Annotated in this window: 18 protein-coding genes; 6 read left to right on the plus strand and 12 right to left on the minus strand. The window is 21.3% G+C overall.

All coding sequences use genetic code 11. The features are described from left to right. From ACTT9U_RS07000 to ACTT9U_RS07025, 6 genes are read right to left on the minus strand one after another with little or no spacing between them, the layout of a single operon-like run. Positions 1 to 942 (minus strand): GDP-L-fucose synthase family protein, encoded by a 942-nt coding sequence (locus ACTT9U_RS07000; RefSeq protein ID WP_440932441.1) that lies wholly within the window; start codon positions 940 to 942, stop codon positions 1 to 3. After that, positions 920 to 1,975: a GDP-mannose 4,6-dehydratase gene (gmd, locus tag ACTT9U_RS07005; protein WP_440932442.1), complete on the minus strand. Its 1,056-nt coding sequence runs from the start codon at positions 1,973 to 1,975 to the stop codon at positions 920 to 922. Before gmd ends, ACTT9U_RS07000 begins: the two co-directional genes overlap by 23 nt. Further along, on the minus strand, positions 1,972 to 2,796 hold the full coding sequence (locus ACTT9U_RS07010) for an NAD-dependent epimerase/dehydratase family protein (protein WP_440932443.1): 825 nt from the start codon (positions 2,794 to 2,796) through the stop codon (positions 1,972 to 1,974). The genes gmd and ACTT9U_RS07010 overlap by 4 nt, the downstream gene beginning before the upstream one ends. Then, entirely contained in the window at positions 2,793 to 3,590 is a 798-nt protein-coding gene (locus tag ACTT9U_RS07015) for a glycosyltransferase (protein ID WP_440932444.1), read from the minus strand. The genes ACTT9U_RS07010 and ACTT9U_RS07015 overlap by 4 nt, the downstream gene beginning before the upstream one ends. Continuing rightward, complete coding sequence (locus ACTT9U_RS07020; RefSeq protein ID WP_440932445.1) at positions 3,577 to 4,293, minus strand: FkbM family methyltransferase; 717 nt, start codon at positions 4,291 to 4,293, stop codon at positions 3,577 to 3,579. Before ACTT9U_RS07020 ends, ACTT9U_RS07015 begins: the two co-directional genes overlap by 14 nt. Next, on the minus strand, positions 4,286 to 5,971 hold the full coding sequence (locus ACTT9U_RS07025) for a hypothetical protein (protein WP_440932446.1): 1,686 nt from the start codon (positions 5,969 to 5,971) through the stop codon (positions 4,286 to 4,288). The genes ACTT9U_RS07020 and ACTT9U_RS07025 overlap by 8 nt, the downstream gene beginning before the upstream one ends. Positions 5,972 to 6,109: 138 nt before the next feature. On the opposite strand from ACTT9U_RS07025, the gene ACTT9U_RS07030 reads away from it, so the two are divergent. Continuing rightward, positions 6,110 to 6,775 (plus strand): glycosyltransferase, encoded by a 666-nt coding sequence (locus ACTT9U_RS07030; RefSeq protein ID WP_440932447.1) that lies wholly within the window; start codon positions 6,110 to 6,112, stop codon positions 6,773 to 6,775. Here ACTT9U_RS07030 and ACTT9U_RS07035 read toward each other — a convergent pair. Beyond that, entirely contained in the window at positions 6,756 to 7,883 is a 1,128-nt protein-coding gene (locus tag ACTT9U_RS07035; protein WP_440932448.1) for a DegT/DnrJ/EryC1/StrS family aminotransferase, read from the minus strand. The two genes, ACTT9U_RS07030 and ACTT9U_RS07035, sit on opposite strands and share 20 nt — an antisense overlap. Before the next feature lie 24 nt (positions 7,884 to 7,907). On the opposite strand from ACTT9U_RS07035, the gene ACTT9U_RS07040 reads away from it, so the two are divergent. Next, positions 7,908 to 8,294 carry a sugar 3,4-ketoisomerase gene (locus ACTT9U_RS07040; protein ID WP_440932449.1) on the plus strand — a complete coding sequence of 129 codons (387 nt, stop codon included), beginning with the start codon at positions 7,908 to 7,910 and terminating at the stop codon, positions 8,292 to 8,294. On the opposite strand, the gene ACTT9U_RS07045 is transcribed toward ACTT9U_RS07040, so the two are convergent. After that, positions 8,283 to 9,365: a radical SAM/SPASM domain-containing protein gene (locus tag ACTT9U_RS07045; RefSeq protein WP_440932450.1), complete on the minus strand. Its 1,083-nt coding sequence runs from the start codon at positions 9,363 to 9,365 to the stop codon at positions 8,283 to 8,285. The genes ACTT9U_RS07040 and ACTT9U_RS07045 overlap by 12 nt on opposite strands. Before the next feature lie 65 nt (positions 9,366 to 9,430). On the opposite strand from ACTT9U_RS07045, the gene ACTT9U_RS07050 reads away from it, so the two are divergent. Next, positions 9,431 to 10,474 carry a class I SAM-dependent methyltransferase gene (locus ACTT9U_RS07050; RefSeq protein ID WP_440932451.1) on the plus strand — a complete coding sequence of 348 codons (1,044 nt, stop codon included), beginning with the start codon at positions 9,431 to 9,433 and terminating at the stop codon, positions 10,472 to 10,474. Between the two features lie 3 nt (positions 10,475 to 10,477). On the opposite strand, the gene ACTT9U_RS07055 is transcribed toward ACTT9U_RS07050, so the two are convergent. Genes ACTT9U_RS07055 through ACTT9U_RS07065 form a run of 3 tightly spaced genes read right to left on the minus strand, consistent with a single transcriptional unit; the run spans position 10,478 to position 13,407 of the window. After that, on the minus strand, positions 10,478 to 11,497 hold the full coding sequence (locus ACTT9U_RS07055; protein ID WP_440932452.1) for a hypothetical protein: 1,020 nt from the start codon (positions 11,495 to 11,497) through the stop codon (positions 10,478 to 10,480). Further along, the gene (locus tag ACTT9U_RS07060; RefSeq protein ID WP_440932453.1) at positions 11,490 to 12,242 is read right to left on the minus strand and encodes a glycosyltransferase family 2 protein; all 753 of its coding nucleotides are present in this window, start codon (positions 12,240 to 12,242) and stop codon (positions 11,490 to 11,492) included. Before ACTT9U_RS07060 ends, ACTT9U_RS07055 begins: the two co-directional genes overlap by 8 nt. 1 nt (position 12,243) lies before the next feature. Beyond that, entirely contained in the window at positions 12,244 to 13,407 is a 1,164-nt protein-coding gene (locus ACTT9U_RS07065) for a glycosyltransferase (protein WP_440932454.1), read from the minus strand. Positions 13,408 to 13,459: 52 nt separating this feature from the next. On the opposite strand from ACTT9U_RS07065, the gene ACTT9U_RS07070 reads away from it, so the two are divergent. Further along, positions 13,460 to 14,557, plus strand: a complete 1,098-nt coding sequence (locus tag ACTT9U_RS07070) for a glycosyltransferase family 4 protein (RefSeq protein WP_440932455.1) — start codon at positions 13,460 to 13,462, stop codon at positions 14,555 to 14,557. A gap of 1 nt (position 14,558) precedes the next feature. Here the strand turns inward: ACTT9U_RS07070 and kdsB are convergent, their stop codons facing one another. Beyond that, complete coding sequence (gene kdsB, locus ACTT9U_RS07075) at positions 14,559 to 15,272, minus strand: 3-deoxy-manno-octulosonate cytidylyltransferase (protein WP_440932456.1); 714 nt, start codon at positions 15,270 to 15,272, stop codon at positions 14,559 to 14,561. Positions 15,273 to 15,306: 34 nt separating this feature from the next. On the opposite strand from kdsB, the gene ACTT9U_RS07080 reads away from it, so the two are divergent. Next, complete coding sequence (locus ACTT9U_RS07080; protein WP_440932457.1) at positions 15,307 to 16,809, plus strand: hypothetical protein; 1,503 nt, start codon at positions 15,307 to 15,309, stop codon at positions 16,807 to 16,809. Then, the coding region (locus ACTT9U_RS07085) for a hypothetical protein (RefSeq protein ID WP_440932458.1) at positions 16,809 to 17,481 on the plus strand (673 nt) is incomplete at its 3' end. The genes ACTT9U_RS07080 and ACTT9U_RS07085, both read left to right, overlap by 1 nt.

The raw sequence follows: 17,481 nt of genomic DNA on the forward strand, positions 1-17,481 counted from the left end.
TTATTTAAATCTTTCATTTTTTAAAAAATCTTCATAAGTTATCTTTAATCCATCAATTAGATTTGTTTTTGGCTTCCAGCCATATTTTTTTGCTAGGTAACAATTTAATTTTTTTCTTGGGGTGCCATTTGGTTTTTTTTTATCAAAATTAATTTTCAAGTTAATACCAATATTTTTAAGCAAAAAGTTGGTATACTCTAAAATTGTTTTTTCAATCCCGCTACCAATATTTATTAATGTAGAATTTGTTTTTTTTTTTAAAAAAAATTCACATGCATCAGCTAAATCATCAACATACATAAGCTCTCTCATTGGCGTACCATCACCCCATAGAGTTATGGATTTTTTTTTTTTTGACTTAGCTATAAAAATTTTTTTAATCAATGCTGGAAAAAAGTGGGAATTTTTTAAATCATAATTATCATTAGGTCCATATAAATTTGTTGGCATAAGACAAATATAATTTGTATTGTATTGTTGATTATACGCTTCACACATTTTGATGCCTGCAATTTTAGCAATAGCATAAGCTTCGTTTGTTTTTTCTAATTTACCTGTTAAAAGATATTTTTCAGAAATAGGTTGTTTCGAGTGTTTTGGGTAAATGCAACTTGATCCTAAAAAAATAAGTTTTTTGACTCCGACCAGATATGAAGAATGTATCAAATTAGATTGTATCATTAAATTTTCATATATAAATTGAGCTTTGTAATTATTATTTGCTAAAATTCCTCCAACCTTTGCAGCAGCAATTATTACAAATTCAGGTTTTATTTTTTTTAAATATTTATAAGTTTTTTTCTGATCTTTTAAATCTAGTGATTTACTATTTTTAAAGAAAATATTTTTATAACCTTTCTTTCTAAAAGTTCTAAGAATTGATGAACCTACCATTCCTCTATGACCAGCTAAAAAAATTCTACTTAATTTGTTTAGTTGCATCTAAAAGATCATTTTCTAATTTAATCATTTCACTAATAAGTGAATTAATATTAACTTTGGGTTTCCATTTAAGTTTTTTCCGAGCTTTTTTTGAATTACCTAAAAGTGTATTTACATCTAGAGGTCTTAGATAATTTTTATCACACTCTATAATAGGGTATCCTTTATTATCGTAAGCCTTTTCATTAATTCCTTTCCCTTTCCAATATATTTTTAAATTTAATTGTTTTACTGTTAAATTGATGAATTGTTTAATAGAGTATTGTTTGCCTGTTGCTATAACATAGTCATCTGGTTTCTTTTGTTGCATCATTTTCCACATAGCCTCACAATAATCTTTAGCATGACCCCAATCTCTTTTAGCATTTAAATTACCAAGGAATAATTTTTTTTGTTTTCCTTTTTTAATTTTACATAAAGCTGAAATAATTTTTTTTGTTACAAAAGTTTCTCCTCGTCTTGGACTTTCATGATTAAATAAAATCCCATTACACGCAAAAATCCCATATGCTTCTCTATAATTCTTTGTAATCCAATGAGCATATAATTTTGCAACACCATATGGACTTAATGGGTAAAAATTAGTTTTTTCATCTTGAGGAATTTTTTGAACTTTTCCATACATTTCAGATGTGCCTGCTTGATAAAATTTTGTTTTTTTTTCTAGTTTGTGAAATTTTATTGCTTCTAATATTCTTAATGCACCTAATGCATCAGCATTTGCTGTGTATTCAGGAACCTCAAAGGAAACAGCCACATGAGATTGTGCAGCTAAGTTATATATTTCATCAGGTTGAGTTTTTTTTACTAAATTAGAAACTGATGAAGAATCGGTTATATCTCCATAATGAAGTCTAAATTTATAATTTTTTTCATGTGGATCTTGATAAATATGGTCTACTCTGAATGTATTAATACTTGAAGATCTTCGTTTAACCCCATTTACTATGTATCCTTTATTAAGCAAAAACTCTGCTAAATAAGACCCATCTTGACCTGTAATTCCAAAAATTAAAGCGACTTTCTTTTTCATGATTTAAAAAACAATTTACTGATATTTTTACAATCTTTTTCTAATTTAGTTAAGCTTAATTTTAATTTAGTTTCTTTTAACAATTTTCTATTATTTAAATAGAAATTCTGTGATTTATTTATTGTAATCGGTAATTTTTTTTGGGTAATTTTTTTTTTATTATAAAAATTTAACCACTGAATTATTTTCTTCAGATAAACTTTTTTTCCCATTGACACATTATAAATTCCATGTGAATTATTTTTTATAAATACTTTAATAATCTCAGAAAATTGATTAATTGAAATAAAATCTCTATATAATTTTTTGTTATCATAAACTATATTTTTTTTCACATCCTTAAAAAATTGATTTACAAAAGTATTATGAATTCTTCTATTATTTTTTTTCTGATAATGTCCTATGATGTTAGAAATTCTCAAAATTAATAATTTATATCTCAATATTTCATACAATTTCCCTTCAGAAATCAATTTATTCTTAGAATAATTACATTTTGGGGTTTTTTTAGAAGTTTCTTTAATATTATCATCTAAGTTATAGACTTTTCTAGTACTTAAAAAAATAAATTTTGTATCAAATTTTTTTATTTTCTTTGCAATTTTTAAATCTAAATCATTATTAGTTAAATATTTTTTTTTAAAATAATCTTTATGAATAGAGCAATTAATAATATAATCTATTTTGGATAACTTATTTTCATTCATCCTGACAAATTTTTCAAAAGATATTATTTTTATATCAAATTTTTTTTTTAATATCTTTTCCAAATTTAAAGCTATAAAGCTTTTGCTTCCAATTAATAAAAGTTTTATCCTCATTTTAATATTTCATAAAATATTTTTGTTAAATAAAAATCAAAATTTTTTTTATATTTTAAATTATTTTTATGAAGGAAATATTTGACGTAATCATGAGCTTGTTTTCTTCTTAACCACCAATTTTTAGATAAATAATTAAACTTTGAAGAAATGCTAGAATTAATTTGTCTATAAAATGTTAAATTTTTTTCTAAAACATTATATTCTCGAAAAATATATTGAGACAAAATTCCCAATCTAAAATCTAGCCAAATATCCGGGTAATCTTGATTTGATATAAAACCAAAAAAATCAATTAATTTATCTTTTTTAATAGAAATACAACTTGTAGGTGGAAAATATGGCCAATGATTTTTAAAAAATTTTTTTTTTTTTTTAGTGAAAATAGAATTATTTTCAAATTTTAAAATAGGTAAATCAAATATTAAACTATAATTTTTATTTTTACTAAATTCTTCAGTAATAATCTCGATCTTATTTTCAACAAAAAAATCGTCACTATCACAGAAATGAATTATATCCCCAGATGAATTCTTAATACATTCAAAATAACTTAAAGTTTGATCAAATGAAGGTATGCCAGTTTTGGGTCTATTTTTTTTTACTTGTTTAATTTGATGTTGATATTTTTTAAAAACCTCTAATGAATTATCTGTTGAGCCATCATCAATAAATATTATTTCAATATTTTTGTATGTTTGATTTAAAATAGAATTAAAACAATCAGTTAAATATTTAGAATTGTTGTAATTAGCAATTATAACTGAGGAATTAATATTGTTATTTTTGAGCATAAATATATTCAAAAGTTTTTCTAAAAGGCATTTTATATTTATAAATTTGATAAAAATTATTTTGTTTTAAAAGCTGATTAATATCTCTAAAATTATAATTTTTGATTATCATATTATCGTAATGATGTTCAAACATAATCATTGAAACCTTTTTAAATTCATTTTGTAGACCTAATAAAACATTAAATTCATAGCCTTCTGTATCAATCTTTAAAAAATCAATTTTTGAAATCTTATTTTCTTGAATGAAATAATCCAATGTTATTTGTTCTACTTCTTTTTCTACAAAAAAATCTTTGGTTTTATTTCTAAATAATAATAATGATTTTTTTTTAAAATATTTAGAACTAGTGTTTATATCATTAATTGTAGATGATGAGCTTTCTTTTAAATGTTTGATTAAAATTTTCGACTTTTCTTTTCCTAATGCTTTTTTATTTAAAAAAATTTCTACATTTTTTTTGTTTAAATCTTGCACATTTTTTTTTAAAAATTCAAAATTTATCTCACTTGCCTCAAAAGAGTAAATTTTTTTAATCTTAAAAATTTTTGTGAAACTATCTATTGTTTCACCTCTGTGAGCACCAATGTCAAAAAATATATTAAATGAACAATATCCTTTATTTTTTAAAAATTTAAATATTTTATTTTTTTGATGATTATCAAACAACTTTAATATGTATAATATAATAAACTTAATCATTGACGAATAAATATCTATTTGGAAATATTTCTTTTACTTGTTTTAATATTTTATTATCGCATTGTTTTAATTCTAAATTACAATTTTTAAAATTTGTAATCAATTTATCAAAATTTTTTTGTACTCTAAAATGATTATCATTAATTAAATAATAAGGATTTTTCAGTGGGTTATAACTATACTTAATTATTTCTTTATTAATCCTATCAATATTTCTAGAAAAAAATATTATTATTGTAAAACTGATTAATATGATAATTTTTTTCTTAATATTTGCTATTTTATCTTTGTATCGTTCTAGCAAAAGAGAAAATGGTAAAAATAAAATGATTGTAAATAAAATATACCCTCCGTATCTTAATGAAGGGTGGTTTAAAAACCATTCAAAAAATATTATTATGAAAGTTACATATATAAACTTTACATATAAATATATTTTTCTATTATAAAAATTTAAATTTTTAGTATTTTTATAAAAAAAACATGTTACTAAAATTACTAAAAATAAAATACCAAAAATAAAATCAGATACTTTGTTAAAAAAATAAGAATCAATCCAATTGGGGATCCAGTTAAAATTTTTTAGGTATATCTCAGGGTTTTCGACCTGAAAATTAGGCGCTTTTCCAGCTTTAGACCATAATTGATAATGATTATTCATTAACATTGTTTCGTGTGATCCAATGGACCAATTTAAATTATCAAAACACGTCAAGACTAATGGATATAACAAGCAACCAGTATTCAAAAAATAAATTGAAATAATCAATATAATTAAAGCTAAGAAATAAAAGAAAATTTTATGTTTTAAAGTAAATAGTATTAAATATAATTTATTTTCTTTTAAAAGAATCCATATTAAAGGAACAACTAAAATTAAATAAATTATATAAAATGCCTTTAACGAAACAATTAAACCTAACAAAATCAAAATATATCCAATATATTTTTGATGATGTTTTTTAAATTCGATAAAATTTAAAATGTATAAAATTAATATTGAAATTAAAATTTGAGCTGATCTATCAGTTCCATGTTCTTGGATTCTATAAAAAAAAATATTAAAGAAAATTAGAAATAAAAGACAATAAAAACATATAAAATCAATCTTTTTATTTTTTAATTGAAAAATAATTTTGTTAAGCAAAATATAATTGCTAAGACCCATTATTATTACAGTGGGAATATAAAAAGAAAAATATTTAATTATTGGTAGATAATATAATGAATTTAAATAAAATATTGAAGAGTGTGTTCTAAAACCATGGTTAAAACTTCCAATACCTACAATCAATGGTTCCTGTGATAAATAATAAGTGTAAGGAAAATGATAATATGGAAAATCATCGTGTGTTTTAAAAATTATAAGAGAAATAAAAAGAATTAAAAATATTGAAGAAAATAAAAATAGTTTTTCTTTTTGAATTTTTTGAAAAAAAACTAAGAATAATATCAATCCAATAATTAGTATTATTGAATTATGCCAATAATTATGTGAAATAAAATAATGCGATACATATGAATATATGATTAAAATAAAAATTCCAATAAGCCCTATTATACCTAAGTTTATATTATAATATTTAAAAAAATAATTTTGGAAAGTTAAACCATATCCAAGAATTGAAAATAATATTACAAAATAAAATAAAAAAAGGATTATTAAATCTACAAACATTTAAGATAAATTAGCTAATTAGGTTAAATAATTTTATAATTAATACATATGAAATTTCAATGGATTTAATAATCTTCTTTAATTTCATAATATATCATATATCCGTGTATTATTTAAAGCTATTTAAAATAAATTTTTATGGAAAACTTAACTTTAATTATACCCGCAAAATTTGAAAAAGAGTCACTGCCAACTGTTTTAATGGAACTTAAAAAATATAATTTAAAAACTATTATAATATTAGAAAAAACAGATGAAGAAACAATTAATTCAATTCAAAATTTTAATTGTAGTATTTGTTATCAAGACAATGTGGGATATGGAGATGCTTTAATTAAAGGAATTCATAAGGTATCAACTAAATATTTTTGTATTTTTAATGCAGATGGTTCTTTTGATCCCTCCGAATTAATGGGTATGTATAACTTAGCAAACTATAGAGATATTGATTTTGTTTTTGGTTCTAGGTATATGAAAAATTCTGGCAGTAAAGATGATACTGTGATTACTTTTGTAGGAAATAAGATATTTACATTTTTAGGTAATCTTTTTTTTTCATTAAATATATCGGATATTTTGTATACTTATGTTTTAGGAAATACTGAAAAAGCAAAATCTTTAAACTTGATCCAAAGAGATTTTGGATTTTGTGTTGAGCTTCCTATTAAAGCAAATCGAGAAAAATTCATATTAAAATCATTTCCATCTTATGAAAGACCCCGAATAGGAGGGAAAAAAAAAGTAAACGCATTTAAAGATGGCTTTAAGATATTGATTAAAATGATTAAATTATTTTTTTCTTAAAAATCTTTTTATTATAAAACTCATTTATTTTACTACATACATAACGTATTTCTTCTCTTGTATGCTCATGAGAAATTGGCAAACTTAATATTTTATCTCCTAAATTTTTTGCGATTTTAATTGATGAGGAACTTTTATTTTTATCAAAAATTTTCAAATCTGAAAGCATTCTTGGATAGTGGATTAAAGTTTCTACACCTTTATTTTTTAAATATTTTTTTAATTTATTTCTATGTTTGCAATAAACTACAAATTGATGAAAGGAGTGGACCTCGTCTTTTTTAATATTTGGAAGTAAAATATTATTTTTTTGAGAAAAAAGATTTTTCAAGTAGATTTTTGCTAAAAAATTTTTCTTTTTTATATGTAAATTTAAATATTTAAATTTCTCTAAAATTGCCACAGCTTGAAAATTATCTAACCTTGAATTTCTTCCAATTAACTCATGATCATGTCTCACTATACTTCCATGATTTTTAATTCTTCTGCACATATAATTTAATTTATCACTATTTGTTAGAATACACCCCCCATCTCCAAAAGCTCCTAAATTTTTAGTTGGATAAAAACTTACTGTGCCAATTTCACCAAAAGTTCCTACGTGTTTTTTTTTTATCGTTGTTCCTGTTGATTGAGCACAATCTTCAATAATTTTAATACCTTTTTTTTTTGCAAGTTTTGATATCTCTTTAATTTTTGCAGCTTTTCCATATAGATGAACAATTATTATAGCAGATGTATTTTTTGTAATTTTTTTTTTTAAATCTTCTATATTCATATTGTAATCATCAAGATCAATATCACAAAAAATTAAATTATAATTTTGACGAATAACCGCTGAGGCTGCTGAAATCCATGTATTTGCTGGCACAATTATTTCTGAGTTTTTTTTTAAATTTAAAGATTCTATTGCTATTTCAAGTGCGTCAGTTCCATTAGCTACTGAAATACAATGTTTGATTTTAAAGTAGCTTGAAATTTTTTTTTCAAAATTTTCTAAAAATTTACCTCCCATTATTTGATTTTTTTTGATCAAATTATCGAATGTTGAATAAATTTTTTTTCTTTTAATAAGTGTTTTGTTTAAGTTGACGAATTTAATTTTCACTATAAGTTTATAATTATTTTAATTATGCAAGTCAAATTACTAAAATTTAATATTTTTAAAGATGACTCAGGCTTATTGTTACCAATTTCATTTAAAAAAGAATTACCATTCAGAATAAAAAGAATTTTTATTATTTTTGGAAAAAAAAAATTTGTAAGAAGCAAACACGCACATATAAAATCAAAACAAATATATGTCCCACTTAATGGAAAAATAAAAGTATTGGTAAATAAAAAAAAAGAATTCGTATTAGATAAAAAGAAAAAACAAAGTTTATTGATCCCAGAAAAAACTTGGACAGAAATTTATTTTGAAAAAGATGATGACTCATTATTAGTTCTTACAGATACTGAATATTTTAAAAATGATTATATTAGAAATTACAACAAATTTAAAAAACTAAGAAAATAAATTTTTCATTTTTCTTCTTAAAAACTGAAATAATACTCCTCTTCTCGTCTTTTCACCCATGCACTTTCTACACGTTATATGCTTTGATCCACTTTTTGATCTTAAATTTTTTAAGAAATCATTATTTTCTAAAATATCTTTTAAATTTTTTTGCTTAATATTTCCTTGAGAAATACTATTGTCATATGCCAAACAACAAGGCACAACATTTCCATCAGCTTGAATTCCTAGTATTGGATTATGACATGAAAAAGATCTGTCAAAGGCTGGATAAAAATCACTTATTTTTCTTCCATACCAAAAATGTTTAAGCTTTAACTCAATATTATTAGCTAACTTGAATCCTTTTTCTTTGTTATGATCATTTGGAGCATATTCAAATATATCCCTAGTATCTTGTTTGCTTAAGAAATCCAAAGTTTTGTCATCGATAAAATTCTTGTCCAATTGATTAAGTTTTTCAACAAAAAACTTAAATTTATTCAAAGTTTCATTTGTGCTTTTCGGGACTGATGGATCTCCTGTTGAAATACCAAGAATTTTTTTTAAATAATATTTAAATAAAGAATTGTTATATTGATTTCCTATATCAATTGTAGTTTTAAGTTCAGTATCTTTTATTTTCATGCAAAAATCGAAAATTGTTTTTGCATAATTTTCCATCTCCAAGTTTAGACCTCTTTCATCTAATTTATTATCTTCTATGACCTGTAATGAAATTTTTAACTCTGGTTTTAATCTAATCAATTCATCTACGTTCTTTTTTTTATTTAACAATAATCCATTAGTTATCATTAAAACTTTTAGTCCTTTAGATTGAACATATTCAATTAATTCAAATATTCTGTTATCTAAAAGAGGTTCATTGAATTGGGAAAAAGTAACATATCTAAAATTTTTATCGTCATGATTAATTTGGTCGATTATTAATTTAATATCATCAATATTCATTTTTGTAATCTTGTCTTCTTTTAAAGGATATGGACAAAAGCTACATGCCATATTACATGCTGCTGTGCTTTCAATTTGTAGAATATTAAAACCAAATTCAGATAAATTTATTTTTTCCATTTTATGTATATCTATTATATCTAATTTTATTAATATACAACTAAGCATAATTAAAAAATTAAATAATGATACTTAATAAAAGATTTGAATATAAAAATAAATCATATCTAAATTTAAATCAAAATCAAAGAGACTTTATAAATAAATTCAATACTGAAATTAAAAAGTTTAACAATTCAGTTTATGAGAAATTATCATGTTTGATTTGTAATCAAGATAATTTTGAAATTATTTCCAATACAGACAGATATGGGTTTTATTATCCTACTGGTATTTGTAAAAATTGTGGCAATATACAACAAGCTGAATATTTTAATGATGAGTTATTAAAAATATTTTATTCAAAATATTATAATAAAATATATTTTAATTTTGATAACATAGAAGAAAGATTTAAGTCACAATATAAATTAGCAATTAATAAATATGAATTTTTATATAATCATATAAGAGATTTAAAAAAACATAAAGACGATTTAAAGATATTAGAAATTGGTTGTGGTCCTGGAGGTATTCTTTACTTTTTCAAAAAAATGGGATTTGATGTTACTGGAATTGATTATGATCAAGACCATCTTGATTTTGGTAAATCTAAAAATCTAAAACTAATAAATAAAATTGACAATGATTTAGATAAAAAATTTGATTTAGTTATTATTTCTCACGTATTAGAACACATTAAAAATCCAATAAATGAAATAAAAAAAATTAAAGAAAAATTTGTTAAACAAGGAACTCTACTTTACGTTGAGGTACCTTCAATTCATTCTATCGTATCAATGTATGATTCTGATATTTTAAAGTATTTACATATTGCTCATTGCTATCATTTTTCATTAAATTCATTTAATAATTTTTGTAATTTAAACGGTCTAAAAATTTTAAAAATTAATTCAAAAATACAATCTATTTTATCTTATGATGAATCAAAATCAGATATAATTTTAGATTTTAATCAGTGTAAAAACGAAATTTTAAAAATAGAAAATAGATACAAAACTTATGGCAAATTATTAATCTTAAAGAGAATAACAAGAAGATTTATTGGAAAAATTTTAAATCTTTTAGGAGTAAAAAACTTTATTTTGAACCTTTTTAGAAGAAACTAAACTCTATTTTTTATTTGATCTAAACAAGAAGATATATGTTAATGAATAGATAATAATATTTAAAGTTATTAAAGATAATTGAAAAATACTATTATTTTGTTGTGTGAAACTTAAAAAAATAATAAAAAAATTATAGAAATTAATTATAGTACCTGCCACAGTATTTAAATATTTTTTTTTAATGATTAATTTTTTTCCCTTTAAAAATCCTAAAATTAATTGATGCAGGTGATCTGTGTCGGGTTTAAAAGGAGATTTTTTTTGAATTTTTTTTCTTATTATAGAAAATAACATTTCAAAACAAGGATACCATAATAATAATATTATAAAGAATGGTGAAGTGGTTTTTGATATATTATAAAATTTAATTAAAAAGAAACCATATATAAATGCTAGTATAAATGATCCACTATCACCTAAAAATAATCTTTTAAAAAAATTGAAAGTGTAAACAACTAATAGTGATATTATCCAATATTTCCAACTCAAATAGTTTAATCCAAGATTTTCGTAAATAGAAAAGTATGTCATAAAAAAAGAAATAATAAGATAATAACCAATTACATTTGTATTTAAGCCATCAATAAAATTTGTTCCGTTTACAAGAATTAATAAACAAAAACTTACAAAAAAATAATTCATCATTGGATTTGACAACAATTGATCTAAAAATAAAATTCTTGTATCTGTTATTTTTATGTCACTAAAAGTTACAAATAAAATTATTAATATTGACTGAATAACTAATCTTAATCTTGGTGAAAAATTAGAATTAATATCAGATATAACTCCTAAAATAGTAATGGAAATCAAAGTAAACAAAAATAAAGTTGAATAATCAAAAAAAAGAAAGAAAAAACTTATGCAAATAATTATGCCACCTATCAAAGGTATTTTTTCATTACTAGCATAGGTTTGGTGAAATTCACCTGTATAACTAAGTAAAAAATTTTTTTTTTTAGTTAAGTAAACTAGTAATATTGTAAAAAAAATTAAGAATACTAAAAAGATTATATTAAACATTTTTTTTTAAAAAATAAGCACTCAATAACATTACATATAAAATTGATTTTATTACTCCAAATCTCATATATTTATTATAAACGCTAAAAGCATCTTTTAGTTTCTGGTATACCGATGATGATAATGAATTATTTGTTTTTCTCCAAAAAGATAAATTTTTTTTTAGTCCATAAATTTTAACTTTCTTTTTCAATAAGTTTAACCATAAGACAAAATCTTCTTTTGTTTTTAACTCTGGAAACTCAAATTTATTCTTGATTATATTTGATCTTATAACTACGGTCGATAAACCAATATCACAGGACTTTAATAAAGAACTTAAGGTAAAGTAATGCCTTGCTTTTCTTAAACCTATAATATCACTTTGTTTATTTATAATTTCATAAGATGTATGTGAGCAATCAATGTTTTTGCTGTTCATAAATTTTATTTGAGTAGAAAGTTTATTTTTTTTCCAAACATCGTCAGCATCTAAAAATGCTATAAATTCACCTTTCGAACTTCTAATACCTTTATTTCGAGACAAACCTGCTCCTAAATTTTTTCTATTAATTATGATTTTGAATCTTTTATCGCGTAAAATTAATTTTTTAATGAACTTAACCTCAGAAAGATCTTTATCATCATAAATAATAATAACTTCAATATTTTTATAAGTTTGTCTTTTTAAAGATAAAAAAGTTTTTTTAAAATAATATTTTTTCTTATAATATGGTACTATTACACTGACTAATTTTTTTTGCACTTTATTTTATTAAAATTTTTTCAAATAAACTATAATGATATTTTAAAGTAAATAATTTAGTTTTTTGTTTAGCATTGAATCTAATTTGGTTTATTAATTTATTTTTATTAATAATAAGATCATATATTAAATTAAATTTATTAATAAAATTATCACTATTGTTTTTTTCGTATAAAAAACCATTTTGTGAATCTTTAATTAGTGAAATTGGGCCATTTTTACAATTACTAGAAAAAACAATTGTATTAAAAAACATGGATTCTATTAAAACAAAACCTGGGTCTTCCCATTCAGAAGTCAAAACAAAAAATAAAGAGTTTTTTAAAATTGGTTCAATATTGTCTTGAAAGCCTAAAAGGAAAATATTGTCTCTTCTATTTAAATTCTTTATTTGATTTTCTAAGTTTTCTCTCTCTTCACCTTCACCACAAATTAACAATCTAAGATCTGGTTTTGTTTTAATGATTTTATCAAAACAATTAATTAAAAATTTATGATTCTTTTGTTTTGAGAGCCTACCAATTGTTACGACATAATTTTGATAATTTTTAGTATAATCAGTCAAGTTAAAATTGTTTTTTAAATTTCTAATTTTCCCTAAATCAATTATTGGCTCATTTATCACAAATATTTTTTTTTCATCAAAAATTTGTTGTTTGATAAGTTGTTTTTTAGTTTCATAAGTTGGACAAAAAATTTTATAAATCTTCTTATTTGAAATTTTCCAAAAAAATTTTCTAAATAAATTTAATTTTGGATATCCTGATATTCTTAATATAAAATTTGTTTTATAATTAAAAATATTCATCAATAATAGAGGCGTAAAAGTAATAAGATGAATAAAAAGATAATCTGGTTTTTTTTCTGAAATATATTTGTGTAATTTTAAAAATGAAAATATAGAAATCATTATGTATGTGAATCTACTTTTTATTTTTGAGCCTTTAGGTAAATATTCAAAACTCAATCCTATATTTAAATCAAATAGATCAATTTGATTTTCAAAAATATATTTTCTAAACTTATTCCATTCTTTTGCTACGTTTAAAATTGTTATTTGATATTTATTTTTTGAAAATTTTTTTAAAGACTTAGTAGTATTTAAAACAGTTCCTATTGTCCCAACATCATTGGAAATTGAAGGGCTCCAAATTAAGATTTTCATTGTAGATTTTATATTATAATAATTATTATATTAAAAATAAATATTTTTTGCTTTGAAAAAAAAAACTTTAATTTTCTTTTTACCAAATTTTTCACAGGGTGGAGCTGCTCAATCAATAACAAAGTTGATGATTTTCCTATCAAAAAAAAAGTATAGGTGTATTTTAATATGCCTGGGTAAATGTTTTTATTATAAAGAACTATTTCGAAATAAAGTCATAATAATAGAAATCAACTCAAACCGAACAATACTTTCAATTTTGAAGATTAGAGAAAAAATTAAAAAATTTTTAAAAAAGGATCAAAAGACAATCTTAATATCAAATATAAATTATGCTAATGTTTTAAGTATTATTTTCTTTCGTACACTAAATAATTTTAAAATTATATTATATGAAAGAACACCTATACAAGAATTAAACTATGATTATGGAAATATTCATAAAAAATTAAAAAATCTTATAACGAAGTTTTTAATTTTTATTTTTTATAGATACTCAGATAAAGTAATCACTAATTCTAAGAAATCTAGTTCTGATTTATCTTTCTTTATAAAAAGAAAAGTTGAAACTATCTATTCAAAAAGTATTGATAAAATTAAACCCTTCCAAAAAAAAAATATCAGAGGTGCAAAGATTATTTGGATTGGTAGACTTTCAAAAGAAAAATCATTTGATACTTTGATAGAAGCAATCTCATTGTTGAGAAAAAAAAATATAATAGTTTCTGTTATGTCTGGTACCAGTGATGTTTATAAATACAAAAAAAAGATTAAATTTTTAAAACTTGAAAATTATTTCAATTTTTTTAGTTATAAAAAAAATTTGACTAAATACTTCAAGTTTTCAAATTTATTTATAAGCACTTCATTGTATGAAAGTTTTCCAAATGCTGTAATTCAAGCTATCAATCATAGTTTACCTGTGATCTCTTCAAAATCTGATGGGGGTATTAGCGATATAATAATTAATAATCATACAGGGATACTTTTTGAGAAAAAAAATTCAAAAGATTTAGCAAAAAAAATATTAAACTTTATAAATAATCAAAAATTACATAATATATATGCTTATAGGGCGCATAAAAATCTTAAAAAGTTTGAGTTTGATAAGGTTGAAACAAAATTTGAAAAACTATTAATGAATTTGTAATTTACTTTAAAATTTTTTTTAATTTTTTATAATCTTGTATTGTATCTATTGCAAAACTATTAGTTTTAACTTTTATCATTTTAACAGATATACCGTTTTCAATTAGTCGCAAAATCTCAATATCCTCATTATTTTCTATTTTAGTTTTTTTGTTATTAAAGATATTTAATATTCTTCTTGGATATGAATATATACAGACTTGTTTAAAATATTTAATTTTTGCGTTAGTGTGATTAAATGGGACAATTGATCTAGACATATAAATCAATTCTTCATTATTGTTCAAAATTACTTTTGGGATACTTTTTTTTTTAGCCTCACTTTGGTTTATTTCAGTATAACAGTTGTACACTTTTGAATTATCTTTTTTAGTATATTGAATTACTTTTTTAATATTTTTAGGATCAATTATAGGCTCATCACCTTGTACATTTATATAATTTTCTGCTCTAATTTTTTTCGATAACTCTTCTATTCTATCTGAACCAGTAATTTTTTTTTGAGATGTTTTGACTACATTTATACCTTTCTCCTTACACAATGTGATTATTCGTGAACTATCAGTTGCTATATAAATATTTTTTTTGTTTATTGCCAAACAACATCTTTCATACGTATGCAAAAAAATCTCTTTTCCATTTACTTTTCTAATTAATTTTTCTTTTAATCTTTTTGATTTTAATCTGCATGGAATAACAATAATAATTTTTTTCATTTACAAATATTAATATTATAGTTAATGCTCTTTCATGACTACTAAAATATTAGACTGTACATTAAGAGATGGTGGTTATTATAATAAATGGTTTTTTAATCATAAACTAGTCAAATCATATTTAAATCTAATGGATGAACTTAATATAGATTATGTTGAAATTGGATTTAGAAAAAAAGATATTGAAAAAAAGTTTGGTGATTTTTTTTCAATTAGTGACAATCAAATATTAAAATTAACTAAAAACAAAAAATTTAAAATTTCGGTAATGATTGATCTTTCAGATTTTAGGAAAGATTTAAAAATAAAAGAATTATTTAAAAAACAAAAATTTACAAAAATTAATTTAGTTAGGATAGCGTCAGATTATGAGGATCTTGATATTTTAAACAAAATTATAAAACAATTACATGCTTTAGGGTATAAAGTTGCTGTAAATTTAATGAAAGCAACAACCTATAATACTGACAAGATATACAAATTTTTTAATCAGTTAACTTTAGACAAAGTTGAATATTTTTATATTGCTGATAGTTATGGAAATTGTACTCCTGATTTTGTTAAAAAAATTAAACAACAATTCATAAAAGATGGTTTTGATTTAAATAAATTAGGTTTTCATGCACATGATAATATAAACACTGCATTAAAAAATGCACTTGCTGCTAAGAAATGTAAATTTGGAATTGTAGACACATCTGTGATGGGAATGGGCAGAGGTGCTGGTAATTTGAAACTAGAGGAATATTTAAAATACGAAAAAAATTTTTTTAACAAAAAAAAATTACAAAACTTTTTATTAAATAAATTCAAACCACTAAAACAAAAATTTCAATGGGGAACAAATAAATTTTATAAATTTGCAGCAAAAAACTTTATTCATCCAACTTATATACAAAGATTACTTGAAGATAATAAATTTAATCATAAACAAATTGATTATATTTTAAATTTTTTAAAAAATGAAAAAGCTTCTAAATATGATTTAAATATTTTTGATAAATTTTTTTATAAAAAAAATTTGTTTAATTTGAATAATAAAAAAGAATTAGTTTTTTTAAAAAAAAATGTGAAAATAATTTTAAATAATTCTATAGATGTTAAAAAACTAATTTTAAAAAAAGATAATAACTATTACACAGCTCTTTTAAATTATTCTAGCCATGTAAACATGGGTAGTTTGGATTTTCTTTTTTTATGTAATCCATATAGACTAATTACTGAAAGCAAATTTTTAAAAAATTTTAAAAATTATCTAGTCATACCAAGAAATGCTAAAAATCAAATTAAGCTTAAAAACAAAAAAACTATTTACTACGATATTTTTTTTGGAAAAAAATTATCAATAAATAAAAAATATTGCGAATTTAATCTAAATTTAGTTCTTGTACATGCAATTTCTTTTTTTATTAGTAGTAATTTTTCAAAAATTGAAATCTATGGACTTTCTAAAAATAAGTATAACAATCATTTACTTGATAAAATTAAAACTTATATCCAACAAAAAAAACTAAAAGTAAATATTTATACTAAATAATGTTTAATAGAACATTAATATTAGTGGACACTCTAAAGAATATAAAAATTGATACTTCTAATTTTGATTTAATAAACATAGGTAACGGTAGAGTTATATGCAATTCGAATTTCAAAGAAATAATATTAAAAAATTATATAAAAAAATATTTTTTTCTTTATAGAAAAAAATTTGCAACTCAACTTTATCATCAAATAAAAAAAAGAATTGGAGATAATCCTATAGAATTTAATTTTTTTGAATTTTGTAATTTTCGTAATGATAAAGACTCAACTTTTGAAAAATTAGTTTTATTAGCAATAATTAAAAATGAAATTAATTTAAGTAAATATGATAAAATTATTATATATTTTGATGAATACAAATATCTAAATCTATATTCTAATTTTGATAAAAGAAAAATTATATTAAAACTACAAAATTATAAAACTAAAAAAAAAAATAATTCAAATTTTAAAAACATATTTAAATTTTTGATGAAAGTTTCAATATCATCAATCATATGTAAATTGATAACACCAAAAAATTTAATCAAAAGAAAAAATGTGCTTAATATATCTTTATTTCCTATACTATTTTTTGAAAAACAATCAAATACAGTAAATTTAAACTTTATTCATACAGATGATACTCATTTTTCAGAAAACTATTTTAAAACAATAAGAAGAATAT

It is taken from the genome of Candidatus Pelagibacter sp. (genome assembly GCF_052049975.1).
Classification (GTDB): domain Bacteria; phylum Pseudomonadota; class Alphaproteobacteria; order Pelagibacterales; family Pelagibacteraceae; genus Pelagibacter.

Coding starts and splice junctions, on each gene's coding strand:
- ACTT9U_RS07010 (WP_440932443.1), bottom strand. CDS start 2,796: ATGAGGATAAAACTTTTATTAATTGGAAGCAAAAGCTTTATAGCTTTA.
- ACTT9U_RS07020 (WP_440932445.1), bottom strand. CDS start 4,293: ATGATTAAGTTTATTATATTATACATATTAAAGTTGTTTGATAATCAT.
- ACTT9U_RS07000 (WP_440932441.1), bottom strand. CDS start 942: ATGCAACTAAACAAATTAAGTAGAATTTTTTTAGCTGGTCATAGAGGA.
- ACTT9U_RS07055 (WP_440932452.1), bottom strand. CDS start 11,497: ATGTTTAATATAATCTTTTTAGTATTCTTAATTTTTTTTACAATATTA.
- kdsB (WP_440932456.1), bottom strand. CDS start 15,272: ATGAAAAAAATTATTATTGTTATTCCATGCAGATTAAAATCAAAAAGA.
- gmd (WP_440932442.1), bottom strand. CDS start 1,975: ATGAAAAAGAAAGTCGCTTTAATTTTTGGAATTACAGGTCAAGATGGG.
- ACTT9U_RS07025 (WP_440932446.1), bottom strand. CDS start 5,971: ATGTTTGTAGATTTAATAATCCTTTTTTTATTTTATTTTGTAATATTA.
- ACTT9U_RS07080 (WP_440932457.1), top strand. CDS start 15,307: ATGACTACTAAAATATTAGACTGTACATTAAGAGATGGTGGTTATTAT.
- ACTT9U_RS07015 (WP_440932444.1), bottom strand. CDS start 3,590: ATGCTCAAAAATAACAATATTAATTCCTCAGTTATAATTGCTAATTAC.
- ACTT9U_RS07050 (WP_440932451.1), top strand. CDS start 9,431: ATGATACTTAATAAAAGATTTGAATATAAAAATAAATCATATCTAAAT.
- ACTT9U_RS07030 (WP_440932447.1), top strand. CDS start 6,110: ATGGAAAACTTAACTTTAATTATACCCGCAAAATTTGAAAAAGAGTCA.
- ACTT9U_RS07065 (WP_440932454.1), bottom strand. CDS start 13,407: ATGAAAATCTTAATTTGGAGCCCTTCAATTTCCAATGATGTTGGGACA.
- ACTT9U_RS07045 (WP_440932450.1), bottom strand. CDS start 9,365: ATGGAAAAAATAAATTTATCTGAATTTGGTTTTAATATTCTACAAATT.
- ACTT9U_RS07040 (WP_440932449.1), top strand. CDS start 7,908: ATGCAAGTCAAATTACTAAAATTTAATATTTTTAAAGATGACTCAGGC.